Origin of the sequence: Phenylobacterium sp. (genome assembly GCF_037138395.1) — a bacterium.
Classification (GTDB): domain Bacteria; phylum Pseudomonadota; class Alphaproteobacteria; order Caulobacterales; family Caulobacteraceae; genus Phenylobacterium.
Genome location: NZ_JBAXIM010000055.1, coordinates 1 through 15,629 on the forward strand (window position 1 = coordinate 1; position 15,629 = coordinate 15,629).

Annotated in this window: 16 protein-coding genes; 13 read left to right on the plus strand and 3 right to left on the minus strand. The window is 67.0% G+C overall.

Annotated elements, in window-relative coordinates; all coding sequences use genetic code 11:
- Positions 1–371, plus strand: a 371-nt coding sequence (locus tag WCJ52_RS06210; RefSeq protein ID WP_336902440.1) for a hypothetical protein, incomplete at its 5' end; no start/stop codon positions are given.
- Positions 368–1,447, plus strand: a complete 1,080-nt coding sequence (locus WCJ52_RS06215; protein WP_336902441.1) for a DUF2855 family protein — start codon at positions 368–370, stop codon at positions 1,445–1,447. The genes WCJ52_RS06210 and WCJ52_RS06215, both read left to right, overlap by 4 nt.
- Positions 1,448–1,462: 15 nt before the next feature.
- Here WCJ52_RS06215 and WCJ52_RS06220 read toward each other — a convergent pair whose 3' ends face one another.
- Entirely contained in the window at positions 1,463–2,419 is a 957-nt protein-coding gene (locus WCJ52_RS06220; RefSeq protein WP_336902442.1) for an alpha/beta hydrolase, read from the minus strand.
- 65 nt (positions 2,420–2,484) lie between these two features.
- A complete protein-coding gene (locus WCJ52_RS06225) occupies positions 2,485–3,717 on the minus strand; it encodes an MFS transporter (RefSeq protein ID WP_336902443.1) in 1,233 nt (410 codons plus the stop codon).
- 280 nt (positions 3,718–3,997) lie between these two features.
- Here WCJ52_RS06225 and WCJ52_RS06230 point away from each other — a divergent pair, with 280 nt between their 5' ends.
- The 5 genes from WCJ52_RS06230 (at position 3,998) to WCJ52_RS06250 (ending at position 9,009) form a co-directional block, all read left to right on the plus strand.
- Positions 3,998–5,011 carry a hypothetical protein gene (locus WCJ52_RS06230; RefSeq protein ID WP_336902444.1) on the plus strand — a complete coding sequence of 338 codons (1,014 nt, stop codon included), beginning with the start codon at positions 3,998–4,000 and terminating at the stop codon, positions 5,009–5,011.
- A gap of 64 nt (positions 5,012–5,075) precedes the next feature.
- Complete coding sequence (locus WCJ52_RS06235; protein ID WP_336902445.1) at positions 5,076–5,756, plus strand: hypothetical protein; 681 nt, start codon at positions 5,076–5,078, stop codon at positions 5,754–5,756.
- A gap of 119 nt (positions 5,757–5,875) precedes the next feature.
- A complete protein-coding gene (locus tag WCJ52_RS06240; RefSeq protein WP_336902446.1) occupies positions 5,876–6,289 on the plus strand; it encodes an SRPBCC family protein in 414 nt (137 codons plus the stop codon).
- A 60-nt stretch (positions 6,290–6,349) separates the two neighbouring features.
- Positions 6,350–7,798: an SLC5 family protein gene (locus WCJ52_RS06245; protein ID WP_336902447.1), complete on the plus strand. Its 1,449-nt coding sequence runs from the start codon at positions 6,350–6,352 to the stop codon at positions 7,796–7,798.
- 77 nt (positions 7,799–7,875) lie between these two features.
- Positions 7,876–9,009, plus strand: coding sequence for a hypothetical protein (locus WCJ52_RS06250; RefSeq protein ID WP_336902448.1), 1,134 nt, complete (start codon positions 7,876–7,878; stop codon positions 9,007–9,009).
- Between the two features lie 35 nt (positions 9,010–9,044).
- Here the strand turns inward: WCJ52_RS06250 and WCJ52_RS06255 are convergent, their stop codons facing one another.
- Complete coding sequence (locus WCJ52_RS06255) at positions 9,045–9,791, minus strand: enoyl-CoA hydratase/isomerase family protein (protein WP_336902449.1); 747 nt, start codon at positions 9,789–9,791, stop codon at positions 9,045–9,047.
- A gap of 192 nt (positions 9,792–9,983) precedes the next feature.
- Between WCJ52_RS06255 and WCJ52_RS06260 the strand changes: the two genes are divergently transcribed.
- From WCJ52_RS06260 to WCJ52_RS06285, 6 genes are read left to right on the plus strand one after another with little or no spacing between them, the layout of a single operon-like run.
- The gene (locus WCJ52_RS06260; RefSeq protein ID WP_336902450.1) at positions 9,984–10,577 is read left to right on the plus strand and encodes a lytic transglycosylase domain-containing protein; all 594 of its coding nucleotides are present in this window, start codon (positions 9,984–9,986) and stop codon (positions 10,575–10,577) included.
- 4 nt (positions 10,578–10,581) lie between these two features.
- Complete coding sequence (locus tag WCJ52_RS06265; protein ID WP_336902451.1) at positions 10,582–10,887, plus strand: TrbC/VirB2 family protein; 306 nt, start codon at positions 10,582–10,584, stop codon at positions 10,885–10,887.
- A gap of 1 nt (position 10,888) precedes the next feature.
- Positions 10,889–11,173: a type IV secretion system protein VirB3 gene (locus tag WCJ52_RS06270; protein WP_336902452.1), complete on the plus strand. Its 285-nt coding sequence runs from the start codon at positions 10,889–10,891 to the stop codon at positions 11,171–11,173.
- Positions 11,170–13,554, plus strand: a complete 2,385-nt coding sequence (locus WCJ52_RS06275; RefSeq protein WP_336902453.1) for a VirB4 family type IV secretion system protein — start codon at positions 11,170–11,172, stop codon at positions 13,552–13,554. The genes WCJ52_RS06270 and WCJ52_RS06275 overlap by 4 nt, the downstream gene beginning before the upstream one ends.
- Positions 13,551–14,705, plus strand: a complete 1,155-nt coding sequence (locus WCJ52_RS06280; protein WP_336902454.1) for a type IV secretion system protein — start codon at positions 13,551–13,553, stop codon at positions 14,703–14,705. The genes WCJ52_RS06275 and WCJ52_RS06280 overlap by 4 nt, the downstream gene beginning before the upstream one ends.
- Positions 14,705–15,457, plus strand: coding sequence for a TrbG/VirB9 family P-type conjugative transfer protein (locus WCJ52_RS06285; RefSeq protein WP_336902455.1), 753 nt, complete (start codon positions 14,705–14,707; stop codon positions 15,455–15,457). The genes WCJ52_RS06280 and WCJ52_RS06285 overlap by 1 nt, the downstream gene beginning before the upstream one ends.
- Positions 15,458–15,629: the final 172 nt, after the last annotated feature.

The window sequence follows — 15,629 nt, forward strand, 5'->3', positions numbered from 1 at the left end:
CGACCATCGTGCCAGGGCTGATCCACTACTTCCTCCCCGACGGTGGCGCCGGCGTCATCGGCGGCGTCGACCTTTCGACCCGCGCAGAGGCCATCATTGCGCTCTTTGCCTGGTACGGGGCCCTGCAGATCCCGTTCGGGATCCTTATACTGATCATCGCCCTGCGATACCGCTCGCTGGTGCCCCTGGTCCTGCTGCTCACCATCCTCATGCAGGCGCTCGGCGCGTACTCGGGCTGGTTCTGGAAGGGCTCCCACAGCGGCCACCATCCGCCGGAGCACTATGGGAGCGCCGCCTTCGTCGTGCTGGGGACACTCTTCTTCATGCTGTCATTGCGCGATCGCCGCGCCCAACAGGAACCCACAACATGATCACCCAGGTTCAGGTCCGTCGCTCGGCCTTCTCCGAAACGCGAACGATTTCCGCAGAGACGCCGGAGTTGGCAGAGGGCGAAATCCTCGTGGCCATCGACAAGTTTGCCCTGACGGCGAACAACGTGAGCTACGCCCTGTCCGGCGACATGATCGGCTACTGGAGGTTCTTCCCTGCCGAGGAGCCCTGGGGGATCGTGCCCGTCTGGGGGTTCGCCGACGTCGTGGCCTCGCGCGCTCCGGAGGTCGCCCTGGGCGAGCGAATCTGGGGCTTCCTGCCCATGGCCAGCCACGTCGTGATGCGGCCCGCTGGGGCGACGGACCGAAGCTTTTCCGATGGCGCCGCGCATCGCGCGGACCTGCCAGCGATCTACAACACCTATCAGCGCACCGCCGGTGATCCGCCCGCCCTGACCGCCATGGAGGACGAGCGCAGCCTGCTCTTTCCGCTCTTTTCGACCTCCTACGTGCTCTACGACTACCTGCTGGACAACGCCTTCTTTGGTGCCGGGCAGGTGCTGGTCGGGAGTGCGTCGTCCAAGACCGGATTGGGCCTGACGAACCTGCTTTCCCGTCACGGCGAGGGGCGTCCCCGGGTCGTGGGCCTGACATCACCGGGGAATGTCGGCTTCGTCGGCGGCCTTGGGACCTGCGATGAGGTCGTCACCTACGACGCCATCGGCACCCTGGATCCCACCGTCCCCACTGCCTTTGTGGACATGTCCGGCGTGGGTGAGGTTATCAGCGCCATCCACGCGCATTTCGGCCCCCAGCTCAAGCTAAGCTGCGCCGTTGGAGCCACCCATTGGGGCGCCGGCCGCTATCGGCCCGAGACTTCAGCCACGCCCCACGCCTTCTTCTTCGCGCCGGCCCAGTTCGCCAAGCGCGACGTCGACTGGGGCCCGGGCGAGATCATGCGCCGCGCCCAGGCGGAGTCCGCGCGCATGTCCCTGGAACTGAAGGGCAAGCTGGGCATCCGTCATGAACGCGGACCTGAGGCGGTCATCGCCGCCTGGTACGGCCTCGTGGAAAACAGGATCGCGCCGAACGAGGCGATCATGGCCTCGCTGACGTAACCCGCCGCCGCCGGCCTACTTCCTGAGGTGGCCCTCGAACCAGGCGACCATCGCGGTCATGGCCTCTGTAGCGTAGGCGTCCGTCCGGACCGGGTCGCCCTTGACGTAGAAGTCGTGGTCGGCGCCGGCGAACATCGTCAGCCTGTTCTCGACCCCGACTTTGTCGAGTGCTGATTTCATGGCCTCGGACTGTGCCGGGGGCACGCCCCGGTCGGCGTCACCGTGCAGCATCAGGGTCGGGGGATCGCGCGCATCGACGCTGAAGAGGGGCGAGACTGAGGCCCGGAGCTTCTCGTCGAAGTTGATGGCGTCGAACTTGGGGCGGCCCTGCAGCAGAGTGACCAGGTCCGTGGGCGGGAAATAGGCGACGACCGCCGCAATGCGATTGCCCCTGCGTTCCAGCGGATTGGCGGCCGCTGGATCTCCGTCATCGGCCATCATGCCGGCGACGAGGGCCAGGTGGCCTCCGGCGCTCGCCCCCCAGACGCCGATCCGTGCGGGGTCGGCGCCGTAATCCGCGGCGTGCAGCTTGATGTGGCGCATGCCCAGCCGAACGTCCGTGACCGCGTCGGGAACCGCAAAGCGCGGCGCCGAGGCGTGGTAGAGGGCGACCACGGTGAAGCCCTTGTCGATGAGCGCCTGGTAGCGCGCCTGGCGCTCTTCGGGCGGGGCCCACTGCGATCTCCAGCCGGCCGACACCATGTTTACGACAAGCGCGCCGTTGGCCTTCTTCACGGGCTTGAAGACGTCGTAGGTCAGCGCCATGCCGTCCCGGTGGCCATAGATGACATCGCGGACATAGGTGGCTGTCTTCAGCTCTGCGGCGGTCGGCGCACGGAGGGCCTTGCGCGGATAGCCGCTGAGCGGAGGGCCGGGGTCCGCAGGCGGCGGGGCCGGAACCTGCGCCAGGGCGGCTGAACCCCCGCCAATGGCAAGGACGAAGGCGAAAGCTGCACTCCAGAGCCTGTTCATCGACGGTCTCCCCTTGTTGTCAGGAGCTTAACCACCCGGAAGCCAGGGCGCCAGCACCCGTCGCCTCAGGCACGGGTCCGCACCCGGGGCAGCCAGGCCTGGATCCAGGCGAGCGCCAACAGGTATGACACCGCCAGGAAGCCCAGGAGCGGCCCGTATCCATAGTTATTCTGCAGCATCCACCCGGACGCCTGCAGCACGAACATGCCGCCAAGATTCCCGAAGAAGGCCGCCACGCCAATCGTCGTTGCGACGCGGGGCAGGGCGGTGATGTCCGCTGTCAGGGCGAACAGGTTGACCGAGAAGCCCTGGTGCGCGGCCATGACCAGGCAAAGGAGCGAGACGGCAATCCAGACACTCGAGGTGTGCAGCACGGCGGGCAGGGCGAGCGCCAGGACGGCGCACACCAGCATGGTCAGCCGCCGCGCCGTCGCGGGCGCTATTCCCCGGGCGAGGAGGCGGCTCGAGGCATAGCCGCCTGCCAGGCCGCCGAGCGCCGTCACGCCCGCAATCACCGCCAGGGGTATGCCGACCCCGCTCAGGCCCAGGCCAAACTCCCGGCGCAGCAGGTCCGGCATCCAGAACACCAGGAACCAGTACATCTGATCCGAGAAGACCTTACCGCCCGCAACGGCCCATGTGGCGCGGTCCGCCAGGACGTCGCGGACGCCGAAGCTGACGCGGGTGTCCGCTGCCGGAGTCTCCGCCTCGTCCGTGGCGGGCTCCATGATCCAACGCGAGCACAGCATCCATCCCAGGACCCAGATCGAGCCCAATCCACCGGCGATCAGGAAGGTGACGCGCCAACCGAAGGCCAGGGCTAGGATGGGGACCAGGATCGGCACGAGCATGGCGCCAAGGCTGCCGTAGACATTCATCGCCCCGAGGGCCAGGGCGCGCCCCGACGCAGGAAAGAAGGTGGCGATGGCCTTGATGGTCGCCGGCGTCCCGATGGCCTCGGTCGCTCCCAGCCAGATCCGGACGCCGGTGAACTGGCCCACCGTGTGGACCACCCCATGCGCCATCGCTGCCAGGCTCCAGGCGCCGACCCCGATGGGAAACGCTGTCCGAAGACCGACCCGGTCCACAAACCAGCCTGCGCCAAGCAGGCCGAAGGCGGCCGCCATCTGGAACACCGACGCCATCTGCCCGTAGGTGTAGTCGGACCACCCCAGATCGGCCTGCAGCAGCGGCTTCATCAGGGAGATCAGCTGCCGATCCGCACTGTTCAGGAAACCGGCCGCCACCAGGAAGACCATGATCGCCGCCTGGCGATTCCAGTGAAGGCGCGGCGGCATTTTTGACCCTCCAGTGTCTGCCCCCGCGACGGGGCGGGCGTCTCTTCCTAGAAGCCGAGTTCAGCCCTCTGGACCACAGGTTTTTCAGGAGCACTCAGTTCGGCCGCCGTCCCGATGGCGATAGCCATCAGGCCGTATGAATAGGACACTGGCGTTAAGGCCGTCGGGAGGCTTGCCCGAGCAACGCCCGGTCCCCAGGATGCAGGCCGCTTGGCCTCCATGTATACCGGTATCGCTTTGCGCACCCCGCGATGGGGCGGGTTCAATGAGAGGCTCCGGAATGATCACCGTCACAGGCACGGACGAGGACATGCATCCGACCGGCGAGGACCGGGCCTGGAGCGAGAGCTACTACTTCAACTTCGTCGACCCGAAGACCGGCGTCGGCATGTTCACCCGGATGGGCTTCCGCCCCGGGAACGGTTGGGCAGACGCCCTGCACGCGGTCTACCTGGGCGGCAGCCGGGTGGCCTTCACATATGGCCGGCGTGACATCGGCAAGGACCTTTCCGCCTATGACGGCGACCTGAAGGTCGGGAACCTGGCCCTGGCCTGCGAGGACCCGTTCCGGCGCTGGACGGTCCGCTACGAGGGCCCGGCCCAGGACATTCCCGACGGGGCCATCCTGATGACCCGGGCCAAGCTCCGCCCCGTGGGTTGGCACATCCCGGCTCACCTTTCCATGCAGGTGGATGTCGAGGCCCTGACCGAGCCGCACTTCGCCGCCCGAGGTGCCCATGGCCACTTCGAGCAGAGCCTGCGCGCCACAGGCCGCCTCACCCTCGGTGGCGAGGAGATCGCCTTCGACGGCTTCGGTGTGCGGGACAAGTCCTGGGGCCCGCGCAACTGGAGCGGATCGTCCAGCGGTTCGGCCGCCGCCGCCTCTGCCGGGCCCGCCCTCTCGACCGCGGCCGCGCCCAATCCCTTCGTCTTCTGGTTCTCCATGAACTTCGGGGCGGGGACCTCCCTGGGTGGCTCCTGCTTTCGCCGGGCGGACGGCGCCATGCTGGGCTCGGGCTGGATCCAGGACGGGGAGGGCATGGACACCCTCGAGGCCGTCCGCGTCGAGACCACCTTCCGGCCGGGCTCCATCCTCCACGAGACAGTGTCGATGATCGCGCGCACGGGCCGGGGGCGCGAACTCCGGATCGAGGGTCAGGTGATCAACATGTGCCCGACCAAGATCCCCTTCCCGGGGGGTGCCACCTTCGTCAACGAGGGCCTGGCCCGGTTCACGATGGGGGGCCTAGAGGGCTTCGGCATCGCCGAGTCCTGGCATAACGTGACGGAGTAACAACCAGCCTCGCCGGGTGCCCGTTTCGGTCAGGGTGCCGGCGCACAAGCGAGACGAAAGTGACATGATCCCGCCTCCCTCCTGCGAGCCACCCAGCCAAGCGGTCGTCCTCCTCTGGATCGGCGAGCGTGAGGTCAAGCCCGGCGCGAAGATCGTGCTTGAGCCCTACTGGAGCCGCCGGCCCTCGGACCTGACCCCTGCGCCGCTGGCCTGTCTGAAGAAGGTCACGATCCTTGGCGCACCCAGCGTGCGGCTGTCGAAGGACAAGAGGACCGTAGAGGTGTCGCCTTCAGCCGCCGACGCGGATACGGCCGAGATCCGAGCGGAGCTTGGCGGCGCGCCGATCGTCGCGCGCCTCAGGGTGGTCGACGCCGCCACCAATCCCCTGCCAGGGGTCTGGAGCCAAACCGAGATGCGGTGTCCCGATGACGCGAACGCCAAGGGATGGGAGCCGCTCCGGGAATTCGTACTCAAGGCTGGCGGCGACTTCTCGGCCACCTGGAGGCCCTTCGAGGCCTATCATGACTATTGGGGCGACTGGACCTGGGATCGCGCCTCGAAGCGGTTCTCGCTGAAGCTCCATGGCGGAAACCGCGTGCCCAAGGCCTTCGACGGGGAGGGCCAGGCGGAGCTCGACCCTTCAGGGCGACTCTTGGTGTCGGGCGTCGTCCTCCGTGACCTGGGGGGGCCCGGGGGCCAGGAGAGTTGCACATTCGTGTTTCAGCGCCTGCGGCCGGCCCCCTGACGCCCCAGCGAGCCCGACTTCGCCGCGCATTCACCCAAGCCAGGGCTGCCGCGCGATATTGATCCCTTTCGGTCAGCCGCTGGATATGCTGCATTCATCACCTAAACGGGGAGGATGACATGCAGGAAGTGGTGGTCCGCGAGGACGTGGCCCTGGGGGCCGATGCGGTCTGGGCGGTGATCGGTGACTTTTCGGGGATCCGTAAGTGGGCGACCCTGGTGGAGGCCGAGAGCACTGAGGTGACCCCTGAGGGCAAGGTCCGGACCCTGACCATGCCGGGCGGGCGGACGGTCTCGGAACTCATGACCGATGGCGGCCCGCACCATTACACCTACACCTACGACCGGCCGGACATGGACGCCTACGTCTCCACCGTGTCTGTGGAGCCCGGGGTCGGGGACGCCTGCGCCATCGTCCTTCGGGTGCAGTTCCAGCCGAAGGATCCTTCCCAGCTCGAGGCTGCGACCGAGGCCATGGGGAAGTTCTGTCGGGGTAACCTCAAGGCCATGAAGCGGGCCCTTGGCCTGGCCTGATCCCGGTCCGCTGCCGCCAGGGCGCGGTCCGGGGGGCATTGCGCATAACCGGGGGGAAACGTGCAGCAGGACCTGATCCAGTGGGCCGTCTTCGGTGGCCTCACCGCCCTGATGGCCATCCTCACAGGCTGGCAGGTCGCTCGCATGGGCGGCCGTTCGACCAATTCCAACCAGGAATACTTCCTGGCGGGCGGCAACCTGAGCTGGCCGTTCATCGCCGGCTCGATCACCCTGACCAACCTGTCCACCGACCAGCTGGTGGGCATGAACGGCAATCAGATGTTGCTGCTGGCCTGGTGGGAGCTCTCGGCCATAGCCGGCCTGATGATGCTCTGCTGGGTCTTCCTGCCCATCTATTACCGGAACAACTGCACCACCACGACAGAGCTGCTCGAGCGGAAGTACGGCTCCGTGCACCTCCGGGCGATGATCTCGGTGCTGTTCCTGCTGGGCAACGTCTTCATCTACCTGCCGATCATGCTCTACACGGGCTCACTCTTCCTGAAGACCATGTTCGGGCTCGACGTGCCCCTGTTGGCCATCGCTGCAGCCATGGCGATCCTGGGGGCCGCCTATGCGATCGGCGGTGGGCTCCGGGCCGTCGCCGTCTACGACACCTTGTCCGGGGTCGGAGTGCTGGGGATGGCGGCCCTGGTCGTCTTCCTGTCGCTGAAGGCCATCGATTTCGATCTTTCGGGCATTCCGCCAGAGCGCCTGAGCATGATTGGCGGCCCGGACAGTCCTATTCCCTGGCCGACCCTCCTGACCGGTATGATCTTCATCCAGATGTTTTACTGGAGCACCAACCAGACCATCACCCAAAGGGCCATGGCCGCTCCAAGCCTGAGGGAGGGACAGAAGGGTGTGATGGCGGCTGCGGTGATCCGCCTGGTCTTCATTCCCGCCATCGTGGTCGTGCCGGGCGTGGCCGCCTACAAGCTGTTCGGGGTGGCGGGTGACGCCACCTATGGCAAGGTGGTTGCGATGGTCATGCCCAGCTGGCTGTCTGGGGCCTTTGCCGCCTTCATGGCCGCGGCCCTCCTGACCAGCTACACCTCGGTCCTGAACTCTTCGGTGACGCTCTATGTGTGCGACCTGCACGAGAAGTTCATCGCCCCGAAGCCGGACGTCGGGCGGCTGAATACCCGGATCTCCCTGGGCTTCATGGTCGTCTCGATCCTTCTCGTACCCGTCTACATGGGCGCGGTCTCGATCATCAACCTGGTCCAACAGCTCAATGGACTCCTGTCCATGCCGATCCTGTCGGCCTTCATCGTCGGCCTGATGTTTCGCAATGTCGACGCCAGGGCCGTCATGGGCGCGGTGGTCTTCGGGGTTCTGCTCTACGCCGGATTCACCTTCGTCTGGACGCCGATCCACTACATCCACCTGATGCTTGTGACCCTGGTCGCCTGCATTGCCTTTGCCCTGACCGTGAACCGCTGGGTGTTTGGCCGCCGGGCGATCCTGACGGCGCGGATACCGGGGCTTCCTCGACCCGCCGGATGACGCGCTTCCGGAGGTTCCGTTCTTGACGGCGGAAGGGTTTATACTGGCACCCTGACGCTTCGCCCCTGAGGTCCACCATGCTGAACCGGCTTGACGATTTCCCGATCCACCAGACGCCCGAGCCCATCGCCCATCCGGCGACGAGCGACCGGAACGTCTACGACCGGACCTGGTTCAACGGCTATGCGAAGGACGGGTCCTATTATTTCGGGGTCGGCATGGCGATCTACCCCTTCCGGGGCATCCTCGACGGTGCCTTCAGCGTGGTCCGTCCGGACGGGCGCCAGTACTGTTTCTACGCCTCCCGGCGCGCACCGACCGAGCGCACCGACATGCAGGTCGGCCCCTTCCGCCTTGAGGTGCTCGAGCCCATGCGCCGCACCCGGGTGGTTCTGGAGGCGAACGATAGCGGCCTGTCCTGCGACCTGGTGTTTTCTGCCCGGACCGCAAGCATCCAGGAAGCCCGCCAGACCCTCTGGTCCGGCGCGCGCCGGGTGATGGATGCCACCCGCTTTGACCAGTTCGGCCGCTGGAGCGGCTGGGTCAGGACGCCCGAAGGCGAATTCCAGGTGGACGAGGACGTCTGCATTGGCACCAAGGACCGGTCCTGGGGCGTGCGGAACGTGGGCGAGCCGGAAACCGGCGGGGCGCCCCGCACCCAGCCACCGAGCGCCTTCTTCCTCTGGGCGCCCCTGGTCTGGGACGACCACATCTCGCACGCCATCTTCTTCGACGACGCCGAGGGACGCCCCCTGGTGCGCGAAGGCATCACGGCACCCCTATACGCGGGCGTGGCAGAGATCCCAGGGGTCGAAGACGGGCGCGACCGTCGGATGGCGACGGCTCGCCACCGGGTCGACTATCACCCCGGGACCCGGCTCGCGCGATATGCCGAGCTGGACCTGGTCGACCATGACGGATCGGTCAGGACCATCAGCATGGAGCCCATCCTGAAGTTCCAGATGAAGGGCCTGGGCTACAGCCATCCGGAATGGGGTCAGGGCATGTGGAAGGGCGAGCTGGCCATCGGCCACGAGTCCTTCGACCCCCGACAGATCGACCCCCTCGCGCCCTCCCACCTGCACACCCAGCAGGTCGTCCGGACCCGCGACACTGAGGGTCGGACGGGTATCGGCGTCCTGGAGCAGGTCTGCATCGGTCCCTACGCCCCCGCCGGCTTCACCCAGATGCTTGACGGAGCGAAGGCCTAGGATCGAGCTTCGGGGAGGTCCGGGCGCGCATCGCCCTATCCCTTCCGGGCGCTGAAGGCGGCGATCCTCTCTCGCATGTCCGGTCCCACGCCCTCGCCGCGATAGACCTCCTGGGCAAGGCCGGCCGCCAGGCGCAGACCGTCGGTGGAGTCGAGCAAGCGCTTATTGGCGGCGTGGCTGAAGGCCGAGTTCGCTGCGATCTCCGCCGCCCAGGCGTCGATCCCGTCCAGGAATGCATCGTCGGGAAGGCAGGCGTTGGCCAGGCCCATGGCCTCGGCCTCACGGCCGGAATAGGTGCGGCAGGTGAACATCATTTCCCGCGCCTTGGCGCTTCCAACCCGACGCGGAAGGCGCTGGCTCAGGCCCCAGACCGGCGTCAGGGCCCACCGGGCGTGGGTGTCGGCGAATTTCGCGCCCTCGGCGGCGAGGAGAATGTCTCCTGCTAGGGCCAGTTCGAGGGCACCGGTGTAGCAGTGGCCATGCACTGCCGTGATGACAGGAAGGGGCAGGGCGGCGAGCCGTTCGATCACCTTGGACTGGAAGTTCGGCTCGGGCAGCCTCTCGCCTGCGGCGATATCGCCGAGGTCATGGCCCGCCGAGAAGCAGCGGCCGGCCCCCCTCAGGACAACCACCGCGACGCCGGCAGGATTGGCCGCAATGTCGCGGACATGGGCGTCCAGGGCCTGGAAGACTGGCACGTTGAGCGAGTTCAGCTTGTCCGGCCGGTTCAGGACCAGATGCTCTGCCGCGCCCCGTCTTTCCCTCAGGACCATGTCCGTCATGTTTGCGTCTCCCTTTACAGGCCATCTCGGCAACAGGGAGGACATCGAGTCAACGCCGTCGCCACGCCGCCCTCTCCGGGCCATCTGTCATCTAATCGTCATCCATCCTTTGTAATCGATCCGTGGTTGATTTCGGGCTATCTTTTGGGCCGTGTCTTTTCCCAGCCCAAGTCGCCACTGACAGGATACCTCGTGAAGACCATCGCCATAGCTGCGGGTGCGCTTGTCCTGGCGCAGGGTTTCTTCGCCGGGGAGGTCTCCGCTCAGGTGCTCGAGATTGGCGAGGACGGGGCGGTAACCACCTATTCCGGCCCCATGGTCTTCACCAACTCTGGCGGCCAGCCCATCGTCAAGGTCTCCCTCCCTGCGCCATCCCTCGATACCGCGGAGGCGGAGGTTCCCCGCTTGGTCGCCGAGGCGGCGGCGCGGCATGGCGTAGATCCCGGCCTGGCGGCGGCGGTCGCCTGGCAGGAGTCTCGGTTCCGCCAGTCGGCGGTGTCGCCGAAGGGCGCCAGGGGCGTCATGCAGTTGATGCCCGAGACCGCCCGCGATCTTGGGGTCGACCCCTATGACCTGCACGCCAACATCGACGGCGGGGTCGGTTACCTCGCCCGCCAACTTCGTCGCTTTGGTGATGTTCGTCTGGCCCTCGCCGCCTACAATGCTGGACCCGAAGCGGTTCAGCGTTACGGGGATGTGCCGCCCTTTGCGGAGACCCGGGCCTATGTTCAGGCCATTGTGAGCCGCCTCTCTATCCCTCGTGTCCAGACCTTCGGAGCCCAGTAGGATCATGAAGCGCAAAGTCGCCATAGCTGCCCTCGCCTCCGCCCTGCTGTCCTCGCCAGCCCTGGCTCAGGTGCAGTCGGATCCCTCGGGCTCGTCCCCCCTGATCGCCGCCCTGAACTGGGTCCAGGGCACGCTTCTGGGAACCGTCGCCACCAGCGCAGCCGTGATCGCCATCGCCGTGGTCGGCTTCATGATGCTGTCAGGGCGCATGGAGTGGCGGCGTGGCGTCGTGGTCATCGTCGGCGCCTTCATCATCTTCGGTGCGGTCTCGATCGTCGCCGGGATCCGCGGCCTCGCCGGGGCCATGTAGGATGAACCGCCTGGCCTCGGATCCGGTCTTTGCCGCCCTGACCCGCCCCCAGATGATCGGGGGGGTCACCTACACCTATGCGATCCTCAACCTGATCGTCACCGGCGAGCTCTTCCTGATCACGAAGTCGTTCTGGGTGCTTCTGGCCGCCCTGGTGATCCACGCCATCGGTTATGCCGGATCGATCCGCGAACCCCGGTTTTTCGACATCTGGGTCACACGGGTCCGCACGTGTCCCAGGACACGGAACTTCAGCTTCTGGGGCGGAAACTCCTACGCCCCGTGAACCGGTTCATTACCACCCGAGCTGCACAGCTCCTGGCGCCAAAGGAAGCGGTCATCTTCGACCGCATTCCCTTCACGCGCCATGTCGACCCCGCGACGGTGGCGACGAAGGACGGGCTCCTGGTGCAGACCCTGCAGATCCAGGGCTTCCCGTTCGAGACCGCCTCCGACGAGGAACTCAATTACCGCAAGGCGGTGCGGGAGACGGTCCTCAGGAGCGCCGCCACTTCCCGGCTGGCCCTGTGGCACCACGTTGTCCGTCGCCGGGTGACCCCGGACTTCCCGCCGCCGCCTGAGGACCCTTTCTGCGCTGACCTCGACCAGCGCTGGCGCGAGCAGCTTGAGACCCGGCGGCTGTTCGTCAATGATATCTTCCTGTCCCTCGTCCTGCGGCCCACCCAGGGTCGGGCCGGCCTTGTGGAGCGCCTGCTCAAGGGGCCGCGTTCACGGCAGACGGATCTGACCCGCGACCTGCGTGAACTCAACGCGGCGCGGGAAGCGCTTTCGTCTGCCCTGACGCCCTATGGCGTCCGGACGCTTGGGCTCTACGATGGGCCCGGCGGCGCCCGGTTCTCTGAGCCGGCGGAGTTCCTGGCCCTGCTGTTGAACGGGGAGGGCCGCCCCGTCCTCGAACCCTCCGGCGACATGGGCGCTGCCATCGGCCAACGCCGGCTGACCTTTGGCCTCGACGCTGTGGAGTTTGGAACCGGCCATGGCGGCGAGCGCACCTTTGGTGCCGTCGTGGGCCTGAAGGACTATCCCGCGCGGACGACGCCCGGGCTCCTGGACGGAGTCTTGCGGCTTCCCCTGGAAATGGTCCTGACCGAGAGTTTTGCCTTCGAGGACCGGCAGGCCGCCCTTGACCGGATGGGTGTGGCGCTCCGCCGGCTCAGGGCCGCCGACGACGATGCCTTCAGCCTGAGGACGGAGCTTGCCGAGGCCCGGGATGATGTCGGTGCGGGTCGCAGCGCCTATGGCGAACATCACCTCACGGTGCTGGTGAAGGCGGACACCCTTGAGGCGCTCGACTATGCCGTCGCCGACGTCCAGTCCGCCCTGGCCGAGTCCGGCACCCTGGCCGTCCGGGAAGACGCCAACCTCGAACCAGGATTCTGGGCGCAGTTCCCAGGCGCCTTCCGATTCATTGCCCGCAAGGGGCTCATTTCGGCCAGTAACTTTGCCAGCCTGGCAAGCTTCCACAACCACCCCACCGGCGAACCCACGGGCAATCACTGGGGCCCCGCCATCTCGGTCCTGGAGACCACCGCCGCAGGTCCCTACAACTTCAACTTCCATCAGGGCGACCTGGGGAACTTCACCTGCATCGGCCCGTCGGGCTCGGGCAAGACGGTTCTGCTGACCTTCCTCCTGGCCCAGGCTGAGCGGCTGAAGCCTCGGGTGGCCTATTTCGACAAGGACCGGGGCGCCGAGCCCTTCATCCGGGCGATCGGCGGCCGCTACGACATACTGCGTCCCGGGGAGCCCAGCGGTTTCAATCCCCTGATGTTGCCCGACGAACCGGGGAACCGCGCCTTCCTGACGGAATGGCTTGCCCAGCTCCTGTCCTCTGACGGCGGAGCCCTCAGCGCCGATGACAGGGCGGTCATCGTCGATGCCATCGATGCGAACTACGCCCAGCCCGAGTCGCACAGGCAGCTGCGGTTCCTGCGCGAACTCTTCCGGGGTGGACGCCGGCCGACCCCGGGCGACCTGGCCTTCCGCCTCGCGCCCTGGTGCGATGGCGGCGAACATGCCTGGCTGTTCGACAACGAACAGGACCTGCTGAACCTCGAGACCCGGATCCTGGGCTTCGACATGACCCGGATCCTGGATACCCCTGCGGTTCGCACGCCGGCCATGATGTACCTCTTCCACAGGCTAGAGCAGAGGCTGGATGGCTCCCCTGCCATCTTCGTGGTGGACGAGGGCTGGAAGGCGCTCGATGACCCGGTCTTCGTGCGGCGTATCAAGGACTGGGAAAAGACCATTCGGAAGCGTAACGGCCTCGTCGGGTTCTGTACCCAAAGCGCCTCCGACGCCCTCGACAGCCGGATCGCCTCGGCCATCATTGAGCAGGCTGCGACCCAGATCTTCTTCCCCAACGCCCGGGCCCGCCCGGCCGAATACATCGACGGCTTCGGACTCTCCGAGCATGAGTTCTCCCTGGTCCGGTCGCTGCCCGACACCTCCCGCTGTTTCCTGGTCAAGCGTGGCGACCACAGCGTGGTCGCCCGGCTGGACCTTTCAGGGCTCTCTGGTCCCCTTCAGGTGCTTGCCGGGACTGAGCGGTCGGTCCGGCGACTGGACCTGCTGCGCGCCGAGGTCGGGGATGCGCCATCAGCCTGGCTGGAGCCCTTCATGGCGGGGAGGACTGCGCCATGATTGCGACCTGTCCGTCCTATCTCGACGCAGGCTTCGTCGAGGGCGTCCTCGCCACCGTGGACTGTCAGGGCCGCAGCTATGCCCAGGGCGGCTACGAGGCTCTTACCCAGGGGTCGGGCCTGTTCAGCGTCGCCCTGACGGCGCTGATGACCGTCTACATCGCCCTGATTGGATGGCGCCTGCTCCTGGCGCCGGACGGGGCGAAGTTCTCCGAGGCGCCCGCGGCTGCGCTCCGGATCGGGGTCATCCTGGCCCTGGTCACCAACTGGTCCACCTTCCAGACCCTGGTCTTCGACCTGGCGGACCGCGCGCCTGCACAGATCGCCGCCGTCGTTTCCGCTCCCTGGACGGGGAGCACTGACGGGATCGCGGGCGCCGCCTCGCGTCCCCTGGCGCGCATTGATGCGGCCTACACGGAACTGCGAAGCACCGCCGCCGCCTTCGGTCGCACCGCGGCGCCCGGCGCCAAGGGCTGGATGAGCGCCGAGGCCGCATCCGGGGAAGCCCTGGCCCTCGCGGCCAACGCCATGCTGGTGATGAGCGTGGGCGTGATCGGCGGCGCCAAGCTGGTGATCGCCGTGCTCACGGCTGTCGGACCGATCTTCATCGCCCTGGCCCTCCTGGAGGTCACCCGGGGAATCTTCGTCGGATGGCTTCGGTCCCTGGCCGGGGCCGCCCTGACCCTCCTGGTGGGCTGGATCCTTGTCATCTTGCTGCTGGTGGTGCTTGCCCCTTGGCTGGCTACCCTCGCTGACCAAAGGGAAGCCCAGGCCCTGGACACCCGCACGGCCAGCAGTCTTTCCGCCCTCGTACTGGTCTTCGCCATCGGCCAGGGCCTCCTGATCCTGGGGGCCTGGGTCGCCGCCCTCGGTCTGAAGCTGCCTTCCACCGCCGCCCCTGCGGCCCAGGTCACGACATCGGCGGCGGCGGGGCCAGGCCCTGGGCCGGAAGTTACCGCGTCCCGGGCGGATCGACTGGCCCAGGCCCTGACCCGTGACGAGACGAGGTTTGAGTCCCGATCCCGTATCGTCGAGCGCCCTGCGCAGAGGCTGGTGACCACGGCCGGAGGATATGCGGGACCCGGGCCCCGCACTACGATCGGTGACAGCTATCGGCGGCCAGCCGCCGGACGACGCCGGGGAGGCTCCTGATGTTCCGCACCCTGTTGATCGCCATGCTGCTGGTTCTGGGCGCTGGCGAAGCCCATGCGGTGACGCCGCGACCGGGTGCAACCGATCCCCGGATCCACTTTGTCGACTACGACCCCTTGCAGGTCGTTGAACTGAAGGGCGCGCTCCGGCGTCAGCTGACGGTTGAATTCGATCCGTCCGAGCGGATTGAGAACGTGGCCATAGGCGACAGCCTCGGCTGGCAGGTGACGCCCAACCGCCGGGCGAACCTTCTTTTCCTCAAGCCCATGGCGCAGCGCCCGGCCACCAACATGACCGTGGTGACAAACCTTCGGCGCTACAACTTCCTGCTGACCGCCGTTTCCCAGCCCACCCGGAACCAGGCCTTCACGGTTCGCTTCGTCTATGAGACCCCTTTGACCCTGGCCCCTGCGCCACTGGCGGCCGACCCGCCGCCTGAGGTGCGCAACGCCGCCTATTCGTTCCAGGGATCCCGGGCCCTCCTGCCGACCCGCATCTTTGATGACGAGCGCGACACCTATTTCGCCTATCCCGCCGGTGCCGAGCTGCCGGCCATCTTTGCCCTCGACTCCGATGGTGAGGAGGCGCTCGTCAACCTTCGGCTGAGGGACGGGCTGTTCGTGGCCGACCGGGTCGCCCAGGGTTTCGTCCTCCGGCGCGGCGAAGAGACCACCCGCATTTTCAATGACGGTTTCCGGCGTCCCGAGACCAGCCTGGTCCCGGAAAAGCGCCGTTCATTCTGGCAGAGGTGAGGATGGCTGCGAACCGGTCGAAGTCCGTGGGACAGGCGTCGAGCGAAGTCCTGGAAGCTGCGCCCGGGCGCATGCCCAAGGTGCGTGCGCCGGACTCGCCCGTGGTGTTTTGGGGTGGAATGGGCGGAGCCATACTCGCCGGCCTCTTGGTCTTCAACGGCATGAACACCGC

Bases quoted from the DNA above. Each gene is read 5' to 3' on its own strand.
- WCJ52_RS06285 (WP_336902455.1), top strand. From the start codon at position 14,705: ATGTTCCGCACCCTGTTGATCGCCATGCTGCTGGTTCTGGGCGCTGGC.
- WCJ52_RS06240 (WP_336902446.1), top strand. From the start codon at position 5,876: ATGCAGGAAGTGGTGGTCCGCGAGGACGTGGCCCTGGGGGCCGATGCG.
- WCJ52_RS06230 (WP_336902444.1), top strand. From the start codon at position 3,998: ATGATCACCGTCACAGGCACGGACGAGGACATGCATCCGACCGGCGAG.
- WCJ52_RS06270 (WP_336902452.1), top strand. From the start codon at position 10,889: ATGAACCGCCTGGCCTCGGATCCGGTCTTTGCCGCCCTGACCCGCCCC.
- WCJ52_RS06255 (WP_336902449.1), bottom strand. From the start codon at position 9,791: ATGACGGACATGGTCCTGAGGGAAAGACGGGGCGCGGCAGAGCATCTG.
- WCJ52_RS06220 (WP_336902442.1), bottom strand. From the start codon at position 2,419: ATGAACAGGCTCTGGAGTGCAGCTTTCGCCTTCGTCCTTGCCATTGGC.
- WCJ52_RS06265 (WP_336902451.1), top strand. From the start codon at position 10,582: ATGAAGCGCAAAGTCGCCATAGCTGCCCTCGCCTCCGCCCTGCTGTCC.
- WCJ52_RS06225 (WP_336902443.1), bottom strand. From the start codon at position 3,717: ATGCCGCCGCGCCTTCACTGGAATCGCCAGGCGGCGATCATGGTCTTC.
- WCJ52_RS06235 (WP_336902445.1), top strand. From the start codon at position 5,076: ATGATCCCGCCTCCCTCCTGCGAGCCACCCAGCCAAGCGGTCGTCCTC.
- WCJ52_RS06280 (WP_336902454.1), top strand. From the start codon at position 13,551: ATGATTGCGACCTGTCCGTCCTATCTCGACGCAGGCTTCGTCGAGGGC.
- WCJ52_RS06215 (WP_336902441.1), top strand. From the start codon at position 368: ATGATCACCCAGGTTCAGGTCCGTCGCTCGGCCTTCTCCGAAACGCGA.
- WCJ52_RS06250 (WP_336902448.1), top strand. From the start codon at position 7,876: ATGCTGAACCGGCTTGACGATTTCCCGATCCACCAGACGCCCGAGCCC.